This is a genomic window from Paraburkholderia hayleyella, from assembly GCF_009455685.1.
In the GTDB taxonomy this organism is placed as follows: domain Bacteria; phylum Pseudomonadota; class Gammaproteobacteria; order Burkholderiales; family Burkholderiaceae; genus Paraburkholderia; species Paraburkholderia hayleyella.
Window position 1 is genome coordinate 2,494,699 of sequence record NZ_QPES01000001.1, and the last position, 21,853, is coordinate 2,516,551.

21 protein-coding genes and 1 pseudogene are annotated in these 21,853 nt (G+C 56.5%); 7 read left to right on the forward strand and 15 right to left on the reverse strand.

The genetic code is table 11. The features are described 5' to 3' along the window. Positions 1–4: 4 nt before the first annotated feature. The gene (locus tag GH657_RS11025; protein ID WP_153100802.1) at positions 5–424 is read left to right on the forward strand and encodes an ExbD/TolR family protein; all 420 of its coding nucleotides are present in this window, start codon (positions 5–7) and stop codon (positions 422–424) included. Between the two features lie 358 nt (positions 425–782). Here the strand turns inward: GH657_RS11025 and GH657_RS11030 are convergent, their stop codons facing one another. Continuing rightward, positions 783–1,751: a LysR substrate-binding domain-containing protein gene (locus GH657_RS11030; RefSeq protein WP_153100803.1), complete on the reverse strand. Its 969-nt coding sequence runs from the start codon at positions 1,749–1,751 to the stop codon at positions 783–785. Between the two features lie 290 nt (positions 1,752–2,041). Between GH657_RS11030 and GH657_RS11035 the strand changes: the two genes are divergently transcribed. From GH657_RS11035 to hemP, 3 genes are all read left to right on the forward strand, one after another. Further along, positions 2,042–2,461, forward strand: coding sequence for an OsmC family protein (locus GH657_RS11035; protein WP_153100804.1), 420 nt, complete (start codon positions 2,042–2,044; stop codon positions 2,459–2,461). 90 nt (positions 2,462–2,551) lie between these two features. Continuing rightward, positions 2,552–3,034 (forward strand): SRPBCC family protein, encoded by a 483-nt coding sequence (locus GH657_RS11040; RefSeq protein ID WP_153100805.1) that lies wholly within the window; start codon positions 2,552–2,554, stop codon positions 3,032–3,034. A 210-nt stretch (positions 3,035–3,244) separates the two neighbouring features. Then, positions 3,245–3,496 carry a hemin uptake protein HemP gene (gene hemP / locus GH657_RS11045; protein WP_153101725.1) on the forward strand — a complete coding sequence of 84 codons (252 nt, stop codon included), beginning with the start codon at positions 3,245–3,247 and terminating at the stop codon, positions 3,494–3,496. Positions 3,497–3,772: 276 nt separating this feature from the next. Here hemP and GH657_RS11050 read toward each other — a convergent pair whose 3' ends face one another. The 5 genes from GH657_RS11050 to uvrB form a co-directional block, all read right to left on the reverse strand. Then, positions 3,773–5,200, reverse strand: coding sequence for a 4Fe-4S binding protein (locus GH657_RS11050; protein WP_153100806.1), 1,428 nt, complete (start codon positions 5,198–5,200; stop codon positions 3,773–3,775). Further along, positions 5,197–6,042 (reverse strand): FTR1 family iron permease, encoded by an 846-nt coding sequence (locus tag GH657_RS11055; RefSeq protein WP_153100807.1) that lies wholly within the window; start codon positions 6,040–6,042, stop codon positions 5,197–5,199. Before GH657_RS11055 ends, GH657_RS11050 begins: the two co-directional genes overlap by 4 nt. 72 nt (positions 6,043–6,114) lie before the next feature. After that, the gene (locus tag GH657_RS11060) at positions 6,115–6,456 is read right to left on the reverse strand and encodes a cupredoxin domain-containing protein (RefSeq protein ID WP_153100808.1); all 342 of its coding nucleotides are present in this window, start codon (positions 6,454–6,456) and stop codon (positions 6,115–6,117) included. 72 nt (positions 6,457–6,528) lie between these two features. Continuing rightward, positions 6,529–7,077: an iron transporter gene (locus tag GH657_RS11065; RefSeq protein WP_153100809.1), complete on the reverse strand. Its 549-nt coding sequence runs from the start codon at positions 7,075–7,077 to the stop codon at positions 6,529–6,531. A gap of 334 nt (positions 7,078–7,411) precedes the next feature. Further along, positions 7,412–9,505 carry an excinuclease ABC subunit UvrB gene (gene uvrB / locus GH657_RS11070; protein WP_153100810.1) on the reverse strand — a complete coding sequence of 698 codons (2,094 nt, stop codon included), beginning with the start codon at positions 9,503–9,505 and terminating at the stop codon, positions 7,412–7,414. Between the two features lie 414 nt (positions 9,506–9,919). Between uvrB and GH657_RS11075 the strand changes: the two genes are divergently transcribed. Continuing rightward, positions 9,920–11,119 carry an amino acid aminotransferase gene (locus tag GH657_RS11075; RefSeq protein ID WP_153100811.1) on the forward strand — a complete coding sequence of 400 codons (1,200 nt, stop codon included), beginning with the start codon at positions 9,920–9,922 and terminating at the stop codon, positions 11,117–11,119. Between the two features lie 210 nt (positions 11,120–11,329). Here GH657_RS11075 and GH657_RS11080 read toward each other — a convergent pair whose 3' ends face one another. Then, a complete protein-coding gene (locus tag GH657_RS11080; protein WP_425495741.1) occupies positions 11,330–12,505 on the reverse strand; it encodes a patatin-like phospholipase family protein in 1,176 nt (391 codons plus the stop codon). Positions 12,506–12,536: 31 nt separating this feature from the next. Beyond that, positions 12,537–13,333: pseudogene (locus tag GH657_RS11085) on the reverse strand (3-hydroxybutyrate dehydrogenase). A gap of 279 nt (positions 13,334–13,612) precedes the next feature. Here GH657_RS11085 and GH657_RS11090 point away from each other — a divergent pair. Continuing rightward, the gene (locus GH657_RS11090) at positions 13,613–14,458 is read left to right on the forward strand and encodes a 23S rRNA (adenine(2030)-N(6))-methyltransferase RlmJ (RefSeq protein ID WP_153100813.1); all 846 of its coding nucleotides are present in this window, start codon (positions 13,613–13,615) and stop codon (positions 14,456–14,458) included. Positions 14,459–14,665: 207 nt separating this feature from the next. Here GH657_RS11090 and GH657_RS11095 read toward each other — a convergent pair whose 3' ends face one another. From GH657_RS11095 to GH657_RS11110, 4 genes are all read right to left on the reverse strand, one after another. Beyond that, a complete protein-coding gene (locus GH657_RS11095) occupies positions 14,666–14,938 on the reverse strand; it encodes a hypothetical protein (protein WP_153100814.1) in 273 nt (90 codons plus the stop codon). Between the two features lie 88 nt (positions 14,939–15,026). Further along, a complete protein-coding gene (locus GH657_RS11100) occupies positions 15,027–16,358 on the reverse strand; it encodes a DUF7666 domain-containing protein (RefSeq protein WP_153100815.1) in 1,332 nt (443 codons plus the stop codon). A 173-nt stretch (positions 16,359–16,531) separates the two neighbouring features. Continuing rightward, positions 16,532–16,828, reverse strand: coding sequence for a phage holin family protein (locus GH657_RS11105; RefSeq protein WP_153100816.1), 297 nt, complete (start codon positions 16,826–16,828; stop codon positions 16,532–16,534). Further along, a complete protein-coding gene (locus tag GH657_RS11110; protein ID WP_246174058.1) occupies positions 16,828–17,274 on the reverse strand; it encodes a glycoside hydrolase family protein in 447 nt (148 codons plus the stop codon). Before GH657_RS11110 ends, GH657_RS11105 begins: the two co-directional genes overlap by 1 nt. Here GH657_RS11110 and GH657_RS11115 point away from each other — a divergent pair. Further along, the gene (locus tag GH657_RS11115) at positions 17,267–17,482 is read left to right on the forward strand and encodes a hypothetical protein (protein ID WP_153100817.1); all 216 of its coding nucleotides are present in this window, start codon (positions 17,267–17,269) and stop codon (positions 17,480–17,482) included. The two genes, GH657_RS11110 and GH657_RS11115, sit on opposite strands and share 8 nt — an antisense overlap. 143 nt (positions 17,483–17,625) lie before the next feature. Here the strand turns inward: GH657_RS11115 and GH657_RS11120 are convergent, their stop codons facing one another. From GH657_RS11120 to GH657_RS18540, 3 genes are all read right to left on the reverse strand, one after another. Next, positions 17,626–18,411: a DnaJ-like cysteine-rich domain-containing protein gene (locus tag GH657_RS11120; protein WP_153100818.1), complete on the reverse strand. Its 786-nt coding sequence runs from the start codon at positions 18,409–18,411 to the stop codon at positions 17,626–17,628. Between the two features lie 279 nt (positions 18,412–18,690). Then, positions 18,691–21,381 (reverse strand): VapE domain-containing protein, encoded by a 2,691-nt coding sequence (locus GH657_RS11125; RefSeq protein ID WP_153100819.1) that lies wholly within the window; start codon positions 21,379–21,381, stop codon positions 18,691–18,693. Between the two features lie 158 nt (positions 21,382–21,539). After that, positions 21,540–21,788 carry a helix-turn-helix domain-containing protein gene (locus GH657_RS18540; protein WP_153100820.1) on the reverse strand — a complete coding sequence of 83 codons (249 nt, stop codon included), beginning with the start codon at positions 21,786–21,788 and terminating at the stop codon, positions 21,540–21,542. Positions 21,789–21,853: the final 65 nt, after the last annotated feature.

The following is a 21,853-nucleotide window of genomic DNA, read 5'->3' on the forward strand; positions in this document are numbered from 1 at the left end:
CGACATGGCCATGAGCCCCTTTGCCGACGACGATGACGACGGCCTGATGAATGAAATCAACATGACGCCCCTTGTGGACGTCATGCTGGTTTTGCTGATTGTCTTCATGGTGACGATTCCGGTCATGCGTCACGCCGTGAAAATTGATTTACCGCATGCCAGCAGCCAGAAAGAAGAGACCAAACCCGCTCAGGTAAATGTTTCCGTACAGGCCAACGGCACCATTCTCTGGGACGAGCAGGTCGTGAGCGAAGCGGGCTTGCGCGAGAAAATCGCGCTGGCGGCCCAGGCTAGCCCGCAGCCCGAGCTGCACCTGAACGCCGACCGCAAAGTGGCCTACGAAAACGTGGCGAAGGTCATGTCCGCCGCGCAAGCGGGCGGCCTGACCAAAATAGGCTTTGTCACCCAGCCTGAAAGCCATTAACTTCGCCCGGCGCCACGGCGCTCAAGCCACAAAGTAAAAGGCCTTCATCAAAACGATGAAGGCCTTTTTTTGCGCACCCGGCGCTTTCGGGCAGAGGAATCACACGGTTTTCGAGCAGCTCGTCACCCATGCATGCGACAGCCGTGGCAGCCACGGACAGCGCAATCAGCCCTATAAGGCTCGCCATCACGGCGGCCGTTAAGATCCACATAAGAAAATTCTTAGAGGAAGGGATTTCAATATAGGTGGCGTAACGTATAGATACAAGCCCGCCTCCATTGAAAGTGCCGATCGCTCGTCAGCGCTTCAATCCAAAAGCACTATGACGTTCAGCCTGCACGTTACGGCGCGCTGGCACTTACGGTGTAACCGGTGCGCCAGCCGCGCTTTCCGGACACTCCTGATCCCGATACTTCCCCACTTCAGGGTCAAGCATCTCGACCAGATAATCGACGAAGATTCTGACGGCGGGCACCATGCCCTGGCGCGACAGAAATACGGCATACAGTTGCGGCACGGGTAACGTCCAGCCAGACATCACCGGCAGCAGTTGCCCCGTGCGCAGCGCGGCGCTATACATCATTTCTGGCAAGGCGGTGATGCCAATACCCGCTAGCGCCGCGGCACGCAAGGTGGTGATGTCCGCGCTCACCAGACGCGGCTGATGCTCGTGCGTATGGCGTCTGCCATCCGGCGCGATCAGATGGTAGATGTGTCGTCCGTCATGGGTCGGCGTATCCAGCGTATCGAAGCGCGCGAGATCGGCGGGCTGTAAAGAAGGCCCATGCTGATCCAGCAAGGCTGGCGCGCCAAGCAGCATCTGATGGGTGCGCCACAGCGGCCGGACAATGATATTCGCGCTTTCGGGCGGCACCGAACGCACACGCAGCGCCACATCAATCGCGTCTTCATAAAGATCGATCACACGGTTTGTCACGCGCATGGACACCCGGACTTCGGGATAACGCCGCATGAATTCCGGCAAAATCTGCGACAGAATGGTCTGCGCTATCGTGACCGGCACACTCACCCGGACCGTGCCTCGCGGCGAAGCGCGCAACTGCTGCACGATATTGACCGCTGCTTGCGCCTCCAGCAGCATCGCCTGGCAATGCTGGTAAAAGAGCTGCCCGGCTTCGGTAAGCGCCAGCTTGCGTGTGGAGCGCTGCAGCAAACGCACCCCCAATGAAGCCTCCAGTTCGGTCAGACGCCGCGACAGCCGCGATTTGGAAATGCCCAACACCCGCTCAGCCGCGGAAAACCCGCCGTGTTCGACCACTTGCGAGAAATACATCAGGTCATTCAGATTATGCGAATCAATTTTCATACTATCGCCCCATCTATTAGAACAACCTGCGAACGTTAAACGCCAGTCAACGCCAATCAACACCAATAGGCGCTAAAAGCGGCCTCTATAATAGCTTCGCGCAACGAAACGAGACGGCTCCAGCGCTTTGTCTATTTACCCTTATGGCCCCACCCCGCCCTCCCAACGCAGCCTGAAGGCACCGGCTGGAGAGGCAAGTTTCGTTCACAATGTTCATTTGTGAGTTATTTCGTGCCAAATGCGCCAGGCGCGCCAGACGCACGCTTATTTCAGACACTTCAGGAGTGGATATGGCCGCACCCAGCGTTACCGCACAGATCAGTTCGACGAATTTCAAGGTTGCACTCGATGACGGCGCTCATGCGTGGTTCGCCGACGAACCCAAAGCCGATGGTGGTGGCGATCGCGGGCCCACCCCTGTGGCCTTGTTGTTGTCCAGTCTTGGGGCCTGCACCGCCATCACGCTCAAGATGTACGCACAACGCAAGGGCTGGCCGCTGGATGATGTCCATGTCACACTCGCGCTCGAATCAAACAGCACAAACAGCACAAACAGCAACGAAGGTGCGGCCATCGAACGCCGGATCGTGCTTGAAGGCCACTTGTCTGGCGAGCAACGGGAGCGCCTGCTACAAATTGCCAATGCATGCCCAGTCCATAAAATCCTGACGCATCCGGTTTCGATCAGAACCGGGCTCGCTGCAGCCTGAACCACGCAGCCCGCCCTCCCGGCACTCAGCGAGCGCGCTCGCCCAGACACGCAAAACCCCACCACCCCGCTCCCAAAGGAAGCCCTTGCCTTGAATTTCGAACACCTGATCCAGATCAACGATCCGCTCAATCCGCAGCACGAGCCCATGACGCTCGCCCAGCTCTGGGAGGGGCTCGTGTTGCGGGCAGAGCAACCGCAACTATTCGTCATCGGTCTCGATAGCTGCACGATTGCCTCCCGCTCCAGCACGACGATGGAGCGTGAACTCCATTACGGCACAGTTATCGTGCGCGACCGCGTGACGTTGATTGAAAACAAAAGCGTGCGTTACGACATAGAGGCCACCGAAACCTATGTAGGCGGTTCACTGACGATGACCATCGAACAGCCTGGACCCACGCAACTGTTTTTGCGTTTCAGCTACCACACCACCTTGCCGGTCACTGACGACCAGGACGCGATCCAGACCCAGGAAATCGTCAAATCGGCCTATCACGAAGCGGATATCGATACCGTTCGGCTGATCCGTCAATACGTTCAGGGCAACGCCAGTTCTAGCCCACTGCACTAAAAGAAACCCCGTCAGCCCGGTTTTTCGCGCCTGACGGATAACGCGTTCCCGATGTACCGCATTCGTCAGGTGGGTCACCCTCGAGTCAGGCCCTCGAGCCACAGGATTGTTGGACTATTGAAAAGAAGATTCGATGAATTTTTAGATATTGCAAATAGGAACTATTATCATTTAGAATTCATCCATCGACTCACCAACCTGATGCCAAGAATGACTGAACGGACCCGCCCTTCTACGCTTAATGTGCGTCGCTCAACAGCCTCATCAACGGCTTCAGCGTTAACCAGCCGCCTTCCGGCAGCAGTTGCAGCTTCCGCTGCTGTTACCGCAACCACCGCAACAGCACGCACCGTTCAAAGCCATGCCGTGCTACAGGGTTTAAAACAGATCGGCATTGAGCACAATGGCGAGATTTATTACCTTCGGACAACGCGGCTAGGCAAGCTGATTCTGACGAAGTAGTAACACCGGGTATTGTGGGGACCACCTCCCAGAGAGGTGTTGGCATTAGCCAGCCACGACGGCTTGCACGCGAGATCTAGACCCCTTCGTGCAGACACCAAGCCAGCCGTCGCAGCCAGCCAGGCCATTTTTTGGTTCTCATTGCAACGCGGGTGCTTTACGTTAAAGCGCCGCCTTAACGAGTCATTAGAGTCATTAACGAGTCAGGCAACAAAATAACCCGTGGAACGGCACCGTTCCACGGGTTATTTTTTATGAGGCCAGCTTTTTATGAGTTCAGCCCACCCAGCCCCAGAACATCAGCCACCACGCGCTATCAACCACGGCGAGCGCGCCGGCAAACCAGACCATGGCAAGGCCGCGCGATAAAAATTGCGCGCTATAGCGCCGCGTCACAAGCCACGCTAGCCAGGCACTCCATGTATTGGCCACAACCAGAATGGCAAGCCGCATGTCCGAGGCCCACCATAACGGCACATGCTCCGCACGAAGTAACGAAAGAGTCGTCGCGGACAGCCCCAGAAACACACCCGCACCCGCTATGGGAATCAGCGCTTGCGCCAGATGATGCAAGCGCACCGGGACAAAACGTCCCAACATCCGGACGGCCCCGGCAAGCAGCAGCAGCAGCGTTGTGCCATAGACCAGCGCCGTGGCGAGGATGTAGCCGATCACCATCGTTCCATCGAGCCAGGAAAACACGTCGTTCTGTTCGGGATAGTGCGTAAACAGAAACCAGGGCGCGTTTGTTTCAAGCGGCCATGTGATGTCGTGATCAATCAGCCACGTGGCAAAAAACGTCTTGAGAGAGATGAACCAGGGTGAGCCCGTCCAGTGAAATGCGCCCAGCGCGATGCCCAGCAAGCCATACAGGATAAGCGCGGTATCCCACGCGCTCGCCTGCTTGTCCCCCAGTTCGACCACTTCTTGCGACGGTGGGCGCCATGTCAATGCAATCGCATCGCGGTGGCCGCTACAGCGGCCGCACATATGGCATTGCGCCGCGCCTTTCATTTTGCGCAGAGGCACCAGTGGCGCGCAATTGACCGGAATGACCCGATGTCCATGTTCGCCTGCGGTATAAGAGCGGCGCCAGGCGTCTTCATCGACCTTGTAGTGAAACGGCGCAAGCCGTGCCAGCAACGAAAAAACACCATTGACCGGACACAGATACTTGCACCAGACACGTTTTTCGCGCCCGTACAGCAAACCGATGACCATCGCTGCGAGCGTCGACCCGCCCAGCACCAGCAAGACCGCCCGTGGATACTGATAAACGCTGACCATCTGGCCATAGATGGTTGTCAGGCCGAACGCGACAAAAGGCCAGCCCCCCCAGCGCATCCAGTGTGGAATAGCCCGGCCCCGGCCGTACTTGCTGGCAAACTCAGCGAGCGCGCCTTCAGGACACAGCACCCCGCACCACACGCGCCCGAGCAGCACCATCGACAGCAGCACGAACGGCCACCAGATGCCCCAAAAGACAAACTGCGCAGCAAGCGTGAGGTTATTCCAGAGATGTGCGGTATCGCCCGGCAGTGGCATAAAAACCGGTACGAGAATCAGGAAAGCATAAACCGCGACAACCAGCCACTGGATGCCACGAATCAGCGAACCGTGACGCTGCATCCATTGCCCGGCCGCAGCCAGCCGCTGGCGGCCAGAAGGGCTTGATACCGTGCTTGTCTGGCTCACCTGGCTCATGCTGCACGCCCTGTCGCTTGCTGTACCGGGCGCCGGTTGGCACGGCGCACCAGTAGATAAACAACGCCCCAGTACAACGCGTAGGCCAGCAGGTTCATCAATGCCGGATGAGCGCGATAACCCGTCAGTGTCGCCACCAGCGAACCCAATGTGCTCGAATCATCCAGCAAGGCCGAAGTGTTCCACACCTGATCGACCAGCGTCGGCAAGATTTCCTTGTCGATCAGCTTGTCGACCCCTGTCTGGAACAGGCCTGCGCCGAGAAATAACAGCATGATCTCGGTCACACGGAAAAAGAGCCGCCAGGAAAAGAACTTGCCCCCGAGCTGAAGCACATAAAACGTCAGGAACGCCAGCGCCAGGCCAATGACGACGGCGAGCATCTGGGCGCTATCGACATGTCCCGACTGGCCAAAACCAAGGCCATAAAGAAAGATGACCGTTTCGCTACCTTCACGCGCAATCGCCAGCGCGACCAGCACGCCAACGCTCCACCAGTTCGCATCCCGTTTGCTCTGTTGCAGCGACTGCTCCATGTCGCGCTTGAGCGTGCGGCCATGCTGCTTCATCCAGAGCACCATCTGCACGATCAGCACGCAGGCCACCAGCACCATCGCGGTCTGAAAATAATCCTGTGCGTCACCTGACAAGACTTCGGTAAAACTGATCAGCGCCACACCCAGCGCGATCGCCGCCAGGATACCCACGGCCACGCCAGCCCATAAATAAGGCAAGCCCCGCCGGGCATCGGCGTCTCCGTTTGTCAGCCACGCATACAAAATGCCGACCACCAGCAGCGCCTCGACACTTTCCCGCCACACGACAAACAACACCTGACCCATCGAAAACCTCCAACACTTAACCTGCGCCAGACGCCATCAAGATCGCCTTATCTGGCTATTTGATTATTTTGTTTATTTGGCAACGATCACACCCTGAGCCTGCTGGTGAAAATCATCAAAAAACTTGTATTCGCCGGGTGACAGCGGGGCGATCACGACGAATGAATCAGCCCCCGGCGCCAGCACTTTCTCTTTGCGCAACTGCACGCTTTCAAATTCAGCCGCGCCTTTGCCTGTGTTACGCACTTCAATCTTGATGCGCTGTCCGGCCGGCACCTCGATACGCGCCGGCGTCAGCTTGCCGTCGTTCATCTCGAGCTTGAACGTCGGCAAATCGACCGCCTGCGCAATATTGGCGCGCGCGCCTACCAGAACGAAAACCGCGAAAACCGTCAATATCCTGTTGAATCTCATTGGCTATTCCAGAAAGAAGATGGCGCGCCAAAGACGCACCACATGCCACAAAACCGTCTGTCAAGACGCCGGTCAGTAACCACCCTTCTTGCCAATGCCTGCAAAAGTGAAGTCATAGTTCAGTTCGAACGGCTTGAACCACGGGCCCACGCCTGTTTCCTTGTCCACGTGGCGACCAAACGCCATGTGACCGGTTTGCACCGGCGGCGCGATAAACAGCTTCAAATGATATTTGCCCGGGCCCGACAGCTTCACGTTGTCCCCATAGTGCGGACCATCGCTTGCCACCATCGCCATCAGATCGCCCTTTTGCACATCCTTCGAACCCGCTTTCGACAACTCATAGCGCACTTGCAGATACGGCATCCAGTCGCCTTCGGCGAAACCCGTTGGGTTGTTTTTCACCGCGTGAATATCCGCTTCGAGGTGAATATCCGAATCCGATGCCTTGCGCATCATCCCTTCCGGCTCCATCGTGATCGGCTGCAGATATACCGCGCCGATTTCCATCCCGCCTTGAATCTGCTGCTTGCCAATCGGATACTCGGCGGCCACGGCCGACAGTGCAATAATCGCCGCTGCGGTGGCAACCCCACCACGCAAAAATGAAGAAACCCGCATGGAAACTCCTGGTAAATCAGACTGGAAGGAAGATAAGTGCGCCGCACAACAGCCCACTTCGAATACTGTCCGCACCCTGAACATCAACACCACCCACACTATTCAACACGATTGCGAAAGCAATCAATAGTGTTAATGCGAACAATTCTCAATAATCGTCAAGTGTAGCATTCTTCATTGCAGAGAACCAGGCAAATCGGCGCAAGACCTTTCCCTGTAAGGGTTTCAGAAGGTTAGAACAAGCTTTGGCGGAAGCCCGGCTAACCGGTCGCCCGATGCTCCGTGACATCAAGTCGCATCCTCAATGGCGTTTTCAGTAGCGTTTTCCGTGGCTTCACCCCGCGCCACTCACGTGGTCGCCGACATTGGCCCCAAACACACGCTCACGCAACAGCGCAAGCTGATCGCGGGCCTGCGCGGCTTTTTCAAACTCGAGATTTTTGGCATGTTCCATCATTTGCTTTTCTAGCAGCTTGAGTTCTTTCGCCAACTGTTTTTCAGACATGTCTTCGAACCGGGCCCGTTGTTGTTGCTCTTTCAGTTCGGCGCGTGCTTCATCAACGTTATAGACGCCATCAATAATGTCCTTGATCCGTTTCACGACGCCGCGCGGCGTAATACCCATTTTTTCGTTGAAGGCAATCTGTTTGGCCCGCCGCCGTTCGGTCTCGTCAATAGCGCGCCGCATCGAATCGGTCACCCGGTCGGCATAGAGCACCGCACGGCCATTCACATTACGTGCCGCACGGCCAATGGTTTGAATCAGCGAACGCTCCGCTCGCAAAAACCCTTCCTTGTCGGCATCCAGAATCGCCACGAGCGACACCTCGGGAATATCCAGACCTTCCCGCAGCAAGTTAATCCCCACCAGCACATCGAACGTCCCTAAGCGCAGATCGCGGATAATCTCGACCCGCTCGACCGTATCGATGTCGCTATGCAGATAGCGCACCTTGATCCCATGCTCCGCCAGGAACTCGGTAAGCTGCTCGGCCATGCGCTTGGTCAGCACGGTAACCAGCACCCGGTCCCCAGCCTTGACCCGTTCGTGAATTTCAGAAAGCACGTCATCGACCTGCGTGCTCGCCGGGCGCACCTCGATAAGAGGATCGACCAGCCCCGTCGGGCGCACCAGTTGCTCGGCAACCTGCCCTGAAGTTTTCTTTTCGTAATCAGCCGGCGTCGCCGAGACAAAAATGATCTGACGCATCTTGCGCTCGAATTCGGCGAACTTGAGCGGCCGGTTATCCAGCGCCGACGGCAGGCGAAAACCATAATCGACGAGGTTTTCCTTGCGCGCCCGGTCGCCGTTGTACATGCCATTGAGCTGGCCGATCAGCACATGCGATTCGTCCAGCAACATCAAGGCATCTGGCGGCAGATAGTCGATCAGGGTCGGCGGCGGCTCGCCGGGGGCCGCGCCCGAGAAATGCCGGCTATAGTTTTCGATCCCCTTGCAAAAACCCAGCTCCTGCAACATCTCCAGATCAAAACGCGTGCGCTGTTCGATACGCTGCGCCTCGACCAGCTTGCCCCCCTGATAGAAGAATTCGAGCCGCTCGCGCAGTTCGTCCTTGATGGTTTCGACCGCCCGCATCACGGTTTCGCGCGGCGTCACATAGTGTGACGACGGATACACCGTAAACCGGGGGATTTTCTGTCGCACCCGGCCTGTCAGCGGATCGAACAATTGCAGGGTTTCGACTTCGTCATCGAAAAGCTCGATACGCACCGCCATTTCGGCGTGTTCGGCCGGGAAAATATCAATCGTGTCGCCCCGCACGCGGAATGTGCCACGCTGAAAATCGGTCTCGTTGCGGTTGTATTGCATCGCAATCAGCCGTGCAATGATGTCGCGCTGGCCAAGCTTGTCGCCAGTGCGCACCGTCAGAATCATCTGGTGATATTCGGACGGATTACCAATACCGTAAATGGCCGACACCGTCGCCACGATCACGACATCGCGCCGCTCCATCAGGCTTTTGGTCGCGGACAGCCGCATCTGTTCGATATGCTCGTTGATTGCCGAATCTTTTTCGATGAACAGATCGCGCTGCGGCACGTAAGCTTCGGGCTGGTAGTAGTCGTAATACGAAACGAAATATTCGACGGCATTGCGCGGGAAAAACTCGCGGAACTCTGAGTACAACTGCGCCGCCAGCGTCTTGTTGGGCGCAAAGACAATAGCCGGACGGCCCAGCCGGGCAATGGTGTTGGCCATCGTGAAGGTTTTGCCCGACCCCGTTACACCTAGCAACGTCTGAAACGACAGGCCGTCTTCGACCCCTTCGACGAGTGTGCTGATAGCACTGGGCTGGTCGCCCGCGGGTTCGAACGGCTGGTAAAGCTGAAATGGAGAGCCATCGAACGAAACGAATTTGCTTTCGTCTAGCGTGTCGGCTGCGTCACGCGTGGAATGTCCGGACATAAAGGCGGCCCCCGGCCAGGAACAAACGAACATTCTAGCGGTTTGCCTGCAAATCAGCGGCACGTGCTGTTGGCTGCTGGCTCGGGCCTTGAGGACGAACAGGCAGGCAAGTGTCAAGCTATAAGCCGGCTTGCCAACTTGCCCGCTGACGATATGGCCCCAGATGCTGGATCGACATCGCCCTTCAGTCAGGCGCCCAAACGCCATGCAAGCTGTCAACAAAGTCGCGCCCGGCTACTCCATGTCGCAAATAAAACAGGCGGGATTCGCTACAATGTTGCACTGCATTCCACCCATCGCCGCAGTTCGATGCCAACCAGCCGCCCGCTGGGTGCTGCCCCAAGGCTGGCGAACGCCCGCGCTGAAAGCCCCTTTTTCCACACGTTCCACACTTTCCACTACTGCCGAACCATCATGTCCCTTTTCTCCGCCCTCGAACTTGCCCCCCGCGACCCCATCCTGGGACTCAATGAAGCTTTCAACGCCGACACCCGCACCACCAAGGTCAATCTGGGCGTGGGCGTCTACACCAACGAAGACGGCAAAATCCCCCTGTTACGCGCAGTGCGTGAAGCAGAAAAAGCCCGTATCGAGGCCGCCCTGCCACGCGGCTATCTGCCTATCGAGGGCATCGCCGCTTACGATGCCGCCGTACAAAAACTGTTGCTTGGCAACGATTCACCCCTGCTTGCCGCCGGACGGGTCGTCACAGCCCAGGCGCTGGGCGGCACCGGCGCGCTGAAAATCGGCGCCGATTTCCTGAAGCGCGTCAACCCGAACGCCAAGGTAGCCATTAGCGACCCAAGCTGGGAAAACCACCGTGCGCTGTTCGAAAGCGCAGGCTTCGAAGTCGTTTCATATCCTTATTACGATGCGGCAACCAGCGGCGTGAATTTCGACGGCATGCTGGACGCGCTCAACCACTATGCCGCCGGCACGGTTGTCGTGCTGCATGCCTGCTGCCACAACCCGACAGGGGTCGATCTGTCGGCAGACCAATGGCAGCAGGTCGTAGCCGTCGTCAAGGCGCGGCAACTGGTGCCATTCCTCGATATCGCCTATCAGGGCTTCGGCGAAAACATCGAAGCCGACGCGGCAGCCGTGCGCCTGTTCGCGGCGGCCGACCTGAATGTCTTCGTCTCGTCATCGTTTTCAAAGTCGTTCTCGCTTTATGGCGAACGTGTCGGCGCGCTGTCCATCATCACCAGCAGCAAGGAAGAAGCGGCACGCGTGCTGTCGCAACTCAAGCGCGTGATCCGCACGAACTACTCGAACCCGCCGACCCACGGTGGTTCAGTCGTCGCGGCGGTACTGGGCTCCGCGGAACTGCGCGCGATGTGGGACACCGAACTGGGTGAAATGCGCGACCGGATTCGCGCCATGCGCAATGGTCTGGTGGCACGCCTGCAAGCGGCGGGCGTCGAGCGCGACTTCAGTTTCGTCAATGCGCAACGCGGCATGTTCTCGTACTCAGGCTTGACTGCAGCACAAGTGGACCGTCTGCGCGAAGAGTTCGGCATCTATGCGGTCAGCACCGGCCGAATCTGCGTGGCAGCGCTCAATACGCGCAACCTCGATGGGGTTGCCCATGCCATTGCACAGGTCCTGAAGTAAAGGCCATCGGGTTGTAAGGCCCCAAGGTTTAAGCCCTTCGGGGCACCTGGCCCGCCCGCTTTCTTTATGATCTGGCGGGCTATCGTTGTATTTCTGTTGTTCTGTTTTTGCACTGCGCACCGTTCTGAAAAAGCGGTGCGCAGTTTTTACATGAGCCGCCGTGACCGCATGGGGCAAGCGTTCGCATTCATGTTCGTGTTCGTGTCCGTCTCAGCTTCCATCCCGATGAATATCGTGGGTCACAAAGCCCGCATCGTTGTCTGGAAACGCAAGCCATCCCGGCTGGGCCAGCGAACGGCGAATGTCCTCCAGGCCGCTGCGCCAGTGTTCCCGCATGGTTGACACACCAAACTGGTAGTCCTTGTAATGCCCTTCGTATTCCTTGTGCCGGTAAATCAGATGAATCACGTTGTAACGTTTGGCACACGATAAATCTTCCGCAAGCTTGCACCATGGATCATCGCGGTGCTCGGGTGCGACCCGCGCCAGGACTTCACGCAAAACATGGCGAAAGCGCTGCGAACGCTGCAACATGTCCGTCACAAGCCGTGTCCGGCTCGAAAACTGGATGTCCTTGGTGCGCCCCTGAACATCCAGGAGATTGTCGGGAACCGGTCCGCGCGCGCTCCACAAATCAACCTGGAAAGCCAGCGTGTCATGCCGTGGCGTGGTCTGGATCACCTCGTAAAGCGGCGTGTTCGACATCAGGCCGCCATCCCAGTAATACTCGCCGTCAATTTCGACCGCGGCAAAACCCGGGGGCAAAGCGCCTGAGGCGATGAAATGCTCAGCGCGCAATATCGTGTCGCGGTTATCAAAATAGGCAAAATTGCCTGTCCCTACGTTGACCGCCCCAACGGCAACCCGCATCTCGCCAGTATTGATCCGGTCGAAGTCGCACAGACGCTCAAGCGTGGCCTTGAGCGGCGTGGTGTCGTAATAGCTGGCGAGACTGGGCTCAACCGTAACCGTCGGCATGAGCGGCGGAAAGCGCGGCACAAAAAACCCTTTTTGCCCTTCGAGCATTGCGCCCATTGCCTGCATCGCGGTCAAAGTCTTGCGCACCGCATCTGTCGAATCAAACAGCGTATGTTCGATAAAACCCGGCAGCGGCAAGCTGTAGGCTGGCTGGCAAATGGTCTCCCATAATTCGCGCAACCGTGCCACCCGGTTTTCAGGTGCATTGCCCGCGATAATCGCGGTATTCAACGCACCGATTGAAATCCCGGCGATCCAGTCGGGCTCGATGCCAGCCTCGCTCAAACCTTGATAAACCCCGGCCTGATAAGCCCCCAGCGCGCCCCCGCCCTGGAGCATGAGCGCAATGGTTTCGTACTGCGGCAGCTCGATGCGGGTACGCCTGACATTGCGTTGCGCCATGCTCATTCCCCTGAATGACTGAACGACCGAGGCCGAATTACTGCATGTACCAGCCGTGGCTCACGACGAATGACTGGCCAGTCAGCGCCGCGCTCGGGAATGCCGACAGGAACAGAACGGTTTGCGCGACATCTTCGACCGTCGTAAACACACCATCGACGGTATTGCCCAGCATGACTTTCTTGACCACTTCTTCTTCGCTGATGCCCAGCTCTTTTGCTTGCTCAGGAATCTGCCTGTCGACCAGCGGAGTCCGGACGAAACCGGGGCAAATCACGTGCGAACGCACATTGTGTTTGGCGCCTTCCTTGGCCAGTACACGGGCCAAGCCCAACAAGGCGTGCTTGGCCGCGACATAGGCTGACTTGAGCGGCGAAGCCTCATGCGAATGGACCGATCCCATGTAAATCACGACGCCCCCCGGTCGCCCTTGTACATATGCCGGATCGCTGCGCGGGTGGTGAGAAACGCGCCATCCACGTGGATGGCCTGCATTTTCTTCCAGTCGGAAAACGCGTAGTTCTCGATAGGATTAACGATCTGGATACCTGCGTTGGAAACCAGGATGTCGATTGAGCCGAACTCGGCCGCGACGGCATCCATGCCATCCGCCACCGCATCCTCGTCAGTCACATCCATGGCCACACCCAGCGCACGGCCACCCGCCTCGCGGATTTCCGCGGCCACGGCATTGGCCCCCTCCTGATTCAGATCGGCAATGGCAACGGCCGCACCTGCCTGTGCCAGCGTAAGTGCAATTTCTTTGCCAATGCCGCTCGCCGCACCCGTCACAACCGCGACCTTGCCATTCAGACTGGTACTCAGTGAAGTCATGAAAAATCTCCGCAATAGATATGCAATCAAACCCGATTACGCAATGTCGGGGAACTAACCAGATGAGGTAGGCCATCTAGCCGAATAGCATCGCCCAATTTGCGCTGCTATTGTGCATGAACCCGCTGCCAGGCACCTTTCAACCCGCACGCTGCCCCCAGCCTGATTCCGCCTGAAAACGTGTCGCGTACAATACGCGGCGGCGCTACATACCATACGTCATGCCCACAAGGTTTTGCCCTACCCACCCTCGCTGTTCATCTCGCCTCACCCTCTCTCATGCTCAGTTACCGCCACGCCTTTCATGCAGGCAATCATGCCGACGTTCTGAAACACGCTGTTCTCGTGCAATTGCTGGACTACCTGAAGCAAAAGGACAAGGGCTACTGGTATATCGATACCCATGCGGGTGCGGGCGTTTATTCGCTTCAGGAAGGCTATGCCATCCAGACTGGCGAGTTCGCAAGCGGCATCGCCAGGTTATGGAGCCGGACCGATCTGCCCGCCGCGCTTGCCGCTTATGTCGATGAGGTTGCCGCACTGAATCCCGATGGCCAGCTCCGTTACTACCCAGGCTCGCCTTATGTCGCGTGGCGGCAAATGCGCGAGCAAGACCGGATGCGGCTGTTCGAAATGCATACGACAGAAATTGAAGTGCTGCGCCACAATTTTCGTGATGCGGGCAGACGCGCCATGCTGCACGACGGCGATGGCTTTGAAGGTATCAAGGCGCTTTTGCCCCCGCCAACGCGCCGGGCGCTGGTACTTATTGACCCATCCTATGAAGACAAACGCGATTATTCGCGCACGCTGCACTGCCTCGAAGAATGTCTGAGCCGCTTTGCTACGGGCACTTATGCCGTGTGGTATCCCCAGGTGACGCGGCTCGAAGCGCAACGTTTTCCCGATCAGCTCAAACGCCTGCAGGCGAAAAACTGGCTGCATGTGTCGCTGACGGTAAGCCGCCCGCCGAGTGGCGGCTTTGGCCTGTTTGGCAGTGGCATGTTCATCCTGAACCCGCCGTATACGCTGGCCGCTACCTTGAAGGCGGTGATGCCCTGGCTAGTAGAGGCGCTCGGCCAGGATAAAGAGGCCCAGTTCAAGGTTGAATATCGCGGTAATTAGTTCGCGTGGACGCTCATACTGAAATCAAAACGGCGTATCACTACTGTCAAGCGGTTCGCCGTTTTAACTGTGACAACGAATACAATTTTTGTGAGCGCTGATTTAGCCAGACAAGCTTAAGCTGGCGAGTTTTCAGGAGAAAACTCGATATTTCCGGAATGTCTTCGTTGGGAGGCCGGAGCTAAACACGAGTCAGAGCACATGGCTTCACACCTGACGCCTGTGGCCGTTAACTTTATTGATTTGTTCGACCGAAATTCCACCAAGAGCCATATCAACAAAAAACCCCGCGAAGCTAGACTTGGTGGGGGTTGATGGTGAAACCCGGGTATTGCCCCGATACGCTTTAGTACCGGGGACCGGACTTATAAATCCCCAATAATCAACCACATAACTCCACGCGCTGCAAAAATGGTGCAGCACCTTCAAGCTCCCAGGACTTTGCATAACAGTAAATTGCCGCCGACGAATGCTGCTCATCGGCAACACCGGTTCCCTCAGGCAATAAAAACCCGCCGAAGCGGGTACCTCGAAAACACGCTATTTATTACCCCAAGAATTTATAACTTCATGGTGCGGCGCTTTCCTCAGCCTTGGTGAATTGATACGCCGCGTTTAAAGAATACGATACGTTCGGCTCCAGCCCTTCTTCACCGATGTATCCCACTTTTGTGCGATAGCGCTCCGCTTCCATATCCCAGTAACGCACACGCAGTTCCGAATTAGCCCCCGCGGTCAACACTGACTGATTTCCACCGGACAAGACCGAATCTTTTCCTGCCGTCAACTTGCTGCCATCGCCTGCGGCCAGAACGGAGTTATCACCGCTCGTCACGATCGAGTGATGGCCCGCCGTTAACATGGAGTTGTCTCCTGCTGTAAGCCGGGAGTCATCTCCTGCGGTGAGCCGCGATTTATCGCCGCTCACCAGTACGGAGTCGAAGCCACCTGTCAACGTTGACTCATCGTCACTCGTGAGCATCGCCCGGTTACCGCTCACTAGCACGGAGTACAAACCGCCCGTCAGCATGGAACGGTCGCCCGCTATAAGCATCGAACGATCCCCTCCCGTTAGCCCGGAGAGCGCGCCTCCGACGAGCACCGTGCGTGAACCCGCGGTTAACTTCGAGCGAGCCCCGCCCACCAGGATTGAACGATCATCGCCGGTCAACGCAGAAAGTTCACCGCCGATCAGCATCGAACGAGACCCTGCAGTTAAGGCCGAACGATGACCGCATACGAGCTTTGAATCGTTGCTACCGACTAACGTCGAATTTTCATCCGCGATTAAGCTTGAATGACTGCCACCAATAAGCTTTGAGTAACTTCCTCCAATTAACATGGAAAAATCATTAACCTTGTTTAATTCTTCATCACCATGCTGAGTTGAACGCATTCCACTGATTAACGAAGAATTATTTCCACCGATAAGCTTCGAGCACGCCGAACCCGTTAACGCGGACCCATGGCCGCCAATCAGGTTTGAAAAGGCCCCGCCTTCCGCTACCTGATTGTTATTCACTATTTTAGCCAGGCCTATTACAGCAACGTTTTGCGAGCGGGGCTCATGCTCGGTCATATACGCTGCCGCCGCGGCCCTGTCGCCGACAAACACCACCGTGCCACGAGGAAACTTACATTTTCCATCAAGCGGAATAATGTCAGCTTCGTCAACTTCAACGACGAGCCATTTTGCAGTTTCGTGTAGATACGCGCTACAACGATAATCCCCCTGACCGTACAGCCAGCCATGCAAGCCGTTACCGCATTGCGATGTAGCTTGCCAGTCGCTGGCTTCCACGACACCGCCAACCTGTGGCCAGATGAATTGATTTCTAGATGTCATGTCCGCATTGCACGAACGCAAAATGAGCGATTTTTTCATGATCTCGGCATTCACAATGTGCTCCTTAAAAATTCAGATGAAAATAAAAAAGCGAGACCGAAGCGGATGTATACACACATACACACCGCGCCGGAATCGCCCATTACCACGACATAAAACCATTCCCTGCTTTGACTCAGGCCTCCTCCTCAGGCCCCCTCCTCAGGTCCCCTCCTCAGGTCCCCTCCTCAGGTCCCCTCATTTCCCGGCAGCCTTTCGAGAAACTTTTGCACCACCCCCTCAAGCACCGACTGCCCGAGAATCCCAAGTGCGGATGCCACGCCGATCAAAGCGGTCGGGGGTAGATCGTGAAACATGATGAGAATTGCGCCAGCGCTGGCCGATAACGCGGCACCGACAATCATCCGTCCTAGCACGATGCGCGCGGAGATTCGCTCTTCGCCCACAAGTAACTTTCCAAGCCCAATCGCAGCCCCAACGATCAGCATCATCAACAGTTCTTTTTCATGATCGTCGAGCTGCATCAGACCCTCCCGGTGCGCATCATATTGACCAGACGCTGCGCTCGCGCACCAACTTGTTTAGCCCACTTCGAATCATTCATGCCGTTGGCCGCCGCCTCATAATCACAACGCTGCAGCGCGGCGAGTGCGTTCACGAACGTGAGCAGCTTGCCGCCCATGTTGAAAGCCATGTTGACGACGACGCGCTGGCGCACGTCGTCCAGATTCCGCCACCACGGTAAATTCCGGTCGAGAAATTGCTCCGTATCCGCGATGTCGTTCACATACATCAGATCTATCTCGCTTTCGCGGAAGCCTTTATCCGTCAGATTTCGACCGATCCCACCGCTGACTTTCCCCACGGTATCAACGTAAATACGCGCTCGCCGGTCCTCATCGCGCGCCAGTTCAGCCTTCATTTTTTTAGCGTCGTACATCTCCCCCTCCAGTTCAATCACGATGTCCATCAAGAAAAAACCGCCCGAAGGCGGTCGTAAAAAAACCCGCCAAGCGGGTTGCGCGAAACATGTATTTGTTGAAATCAGTCGTAACGTTATCGATTACGTAATTACGCAATTACGCAGCATGACACTGCGCTATTCAGCAATGCCCGTCATCCATCCGCAAAAAAGCCCTGACGTTTTAGCGTTCAGGGCTTTGTTTAACGATTCATGAAGACGCACGACTCCACCGAACCTGACAAGCGCTTTGAATTGTTCTTATGTCTCGAAAGGTTTGCACGACTAACGCGCTGTGCCAGCGAAATCCAGTGCCGCCGTAAAGGATAGAACGAATACTATTCCAGGAATTTCTCATTTTCAAGCTGTTCCGAATCGCAATTGCGCTCGCATCACGTCTCCAACTCGTCCATCAATCTGATCCAGCATCGACAGCATCGCGGAAAACTGATCGACCCAACGTCGGCGATAGATATCAAGTGAGACACCCAGCGCCACCGCGCGCGCCGCGTCATCTACTGGCAAGCGTCCGGCCCCCTTGCAGTATCGGCAAATCTGCGATGCGTTCGTTTTTTCTACTGCAACAGATTCAAGCACCGACCGCTGCCCGTGACACGCATCACAACGGTCCCACTCTCTGAAAATCATCGGGCCATGCATGCCGTGAGCAAACGGTATTCGCTCTTCGCTTATGCAAATACGGCCCGCGCCCTTGCATTTTGAACACGTCGCCATCACCCGGCGCGGCAATGCTGATAACGAATGTGATCGCTGGCCATTGCAATGCGGACACACGTCTGCAACCCACTCGACAATTAGCCGCTCCGCGAAACGCTCAACGATATCCGCCATTTTTTTATCAACGTCTTTTCCCAGCCCCTTCTTTTGACGGTCTGATTGATTCAATCCGGCAAACCGCGCCCGCTTGAATTTTCCCGATGCGCGCACGCGCTCTGCGAGAAGCAGCGTTGTCCGCCGCATGCCCGCACGCGTTATGTCCTGTCCGTATTTCATCCGCCACAGCAAGCGGCCCAGATCGTTTGCAAAAGCGAGCGCGCCCAAAGTAACTTCCGGATCACCGCCGCGCTCTGAAAATGGCCCCCGGGCATTCATCGCCACACCGGCTTTTTCCTTGAGATCAATCATCGCTTCCCCCTTCGTTGTCCCAACGTCCCAACGTCCCAGAAAAAAATATCCTGTCCGCGGGCACGCACCCACGACATGCGCGCCCTCGCCTGCACGTCGCATGCATCACACGCACGCAGGCGAGGTGAAGCGCCTGGGACGCCGGGACATGGGACGCCAAAACATGGAACTTGAGACGTATTACGGCGCGCCAGGATGCACAACGCGGCGCGCCGTAATACGCGATCGCGCGCGCCAAAGCTGGCGGCAAACCATGAGCGGGGAGTCGCGGCCCCGAGATTAAAGCGGCGCATTATCGTCATGCGCCGCTTGCATGCCAACGGGATCTGGCGGGGTGTAGTACCACTCACGGGTACCCGTCGCTTCGCGTTTGCGCACCCAGCCTAGCGACTTCATGGCCTTGCCAATGCGACGCTGCTCAGCGGGTGTCCACTTCGATATCTCCAGCTTCAGACAGTCGAGAAGGATTTGCTCCATCGTCACTTTATTGTGCCTGGCAAGGTGACGGGCAATCATCGTTTCGTAAATATCACCTTCGTACCGGGCGTCCTGTTCGATAGAGAACAGGGGTTTTTCGTGCGGCAGGACTCGCCATGGTGCAGGCAGGCTGCCATCCGCGGCCTTGTTCCCGGCTTCCCATTCCAGATACACCTGATACGCCTCTGCCCATATCTGATTGCGCTCGCGGGCAAGGGTAGGAAGATCAAGCGAAGCCCCCACTTTGACCGGCCAATAGCGACGGTTGCCCGATTCATCCTTCAGGTATGTATCAAAGTTGACCGTGCCACCAAAAACGCCCTGGCGAGGCACGTCAACCGCACGGCGAGCATAAGGCGGTCGATACGTATCTACTGCCGTTGTGAAAAAACGCTTTGCATTCGACGAATCGCTCTTGCTTAATGCATCGAGTTCAGCAAGTTCGATAAACCACTTGCCCGCCATGACCGCGAACGTATCTTTGTCTCCGATCACGATATTGGCATCCGTGAACCAGCGCTCGCTAAACAACGTGCGAAACAAGCCTGATTTGCCTGCGTCCTGTATGCCTTCGAGAATCAACAGATTGTCCATTTTGCAGCCGGGCTTCATCACACGCCCTACGGCGCCGAGAAGAAACTTGTATCCGACGAGCCGCACATATTCCGTATCCGGGGCAAGTGCATGCCGGATGAGCCACGTGCGCAGTCGTGCCGTTCCATCCCATCTCAAACCATCAAGATAGTCGCGCACCTCGTGATAGCGATTTCGGTCTGCGACAAGAAATGCTGCATCGGCAACGATATCGCTGCGCGGACTGAACGAGTACCGTTGTCCGAGCCACAGCACACAGCGAGCATCATCACGGTCTGACCATGCGCCAGTTTCACCACCTTCAAATGGTGGCGGTTTGAGCTTCACGATGCGAAGTGCGAACTGCTCAAAGCCGAAAACGCCGCGCCACGATGCATCATTCGAGAGAATGGCGAAGACGTTATCGAGGCTAGGCAGTAAGGCGCCTCTGTCCGTGCGCCGCAAATCACGTTGCCAGGTGTGTGCCTCACGATCCCTATCAGCGGCCTCATCATCCGCCGCGCCAGCGGACATCGACGCAGTGCCTCCAGCCTTGATCACTGCCCTGACGCCATTTGCGACAGGAGCCGTGAGAACACCGGCTTTTTCCATATCTTCGACTAATCGCATGGCGCGATTGACACCGATCCGCAAGCCTCGTTGAACTCCCGATACCGTTGCATGCGTCCCTTGCCTAACCAACGCCACAGCATCGCTATACAACGGGTCAGTCACATCTTCAACGCTTCGCGGAAGAGGCTCATCACCAAGGGCCAAAGCAGACAAAATCGCCCGTTCAATTTGGGCTTTGACAATATGCAAACCCTCTTCGCCATGCAGGTCATTAAAATCTGTGAACTTCCGCTCTTCACGATTGGCAAAGCATGGGAAAACAACGCTTGCGTTCCCGACCTCCGCAGCAGCTTCTTCAGCACGCATGCGTCCCGTGTTGGCAAAGAAATGAACCCGCTCCGCTCCCGAGTCATTTCGAACGGAAAGCCGCAAGAATTTCACGCCACCGTTCTTCTGGGCGAACTCGGCCTGCATCAGACAGGATGATTTTTTTACCGTCACCGGCACTGCGGCCCCACCGATGACCAAAGCACCGCTGTAGCCGTACTCTGTCGCCAGACAATCCCGCATGCGCTGCTCGATTTTCCAGTCGTCGTCAGCGCAAATCAGCACATGCAAATCGGGGTACGCTGCCCGCAATGCAACGGCAACCGGCAAAATTCCGCCCGCATCAAAACACACGACAACAGAAATACGTTCGCCGGTTGCCATGCGAATGGATCGCGCCGTCGCATAGCCTTCTGTAATCAAGGCAATCCGGTCATTGGCCTGAATTTCACCCAGCCGAAGAGACGCCCCTTTTTTTTCAACGCCACGGTTGTACCTTTTTGCCCCGGTATCGGTAATTTTTTGCAAACCAGCCAGTTGCGCTTCACCCGTGTCGTAGCGATACATGGGAACAAAAAGCGTACCGTCCTCCTTGTCAGCACGAACGCCTTCAGCGGAAATCTGTTTTCGTTCAAGATAGGGCGAATCGCTCGCATCCGACGATGCTTCCCATTGCTGATGCGCACGTCGGGCGGCCAGCTTTGCCGCTTGCTGATGCTTTTGTTCTTCTTTTCGTTCGGTTTCCTGCTGACGCGCCCGCGTTGCCTCCATATCCTCTTTTGACAGTGAATCGCCCTGCCACACAAACGCTTTCGCACCGTTATCATCGCCCGACCAGTAGCCGAACGCCCCGGCATAACCCGCAACCTGTCCAGACTTGACTATCTCGTGTAATGAATACCAGTATTTTTTTCGTGGGCCATATCGATGAGGTCGGCCATCCGCGACCGGATGGCCATCAGGCAAGGGTGGATGGCCTGCGGCCACGAGCTGGCCGGTGATCTGATCAATGGTTGCCACGCGCCGCGCCTCCTACGAATAATGATGTGCTGACAAAACAACGCCGCCATCTCGCTCGCCCCGCTACAAATCGTGGCCCTCTCACAGCATTGATCGACGCGAGCATAGAGCGCAGCGGACGAAATAAAATCGTCAAAACCTGTCCTGTTGAATGGCCGTCAATCACACGGATGATGCTCGTTCGCTCCTTCACCCAAACTACTGACATCAGTAAAACTGGCTGAAGCCGTGCTTATATCGCGCAGCAGTTTTTCGAGTTTTACAATCACGTCGTAAGACGGTCGCTTCCCTCTTCTACCTGTGTGAAGATGGGAAATTGTCGATTGGGGAATCCCGGATCGGCGATGAATCTCCATCTGCGTTAATCCATGGGATAGAAGCTTTGAAAGAATCGGGTGAGCGCTCATGCGGCAAATATTATTGCATTTGCACTTGTCTTTCAAGTACCAAAGCGATTGATCTGCATATTACG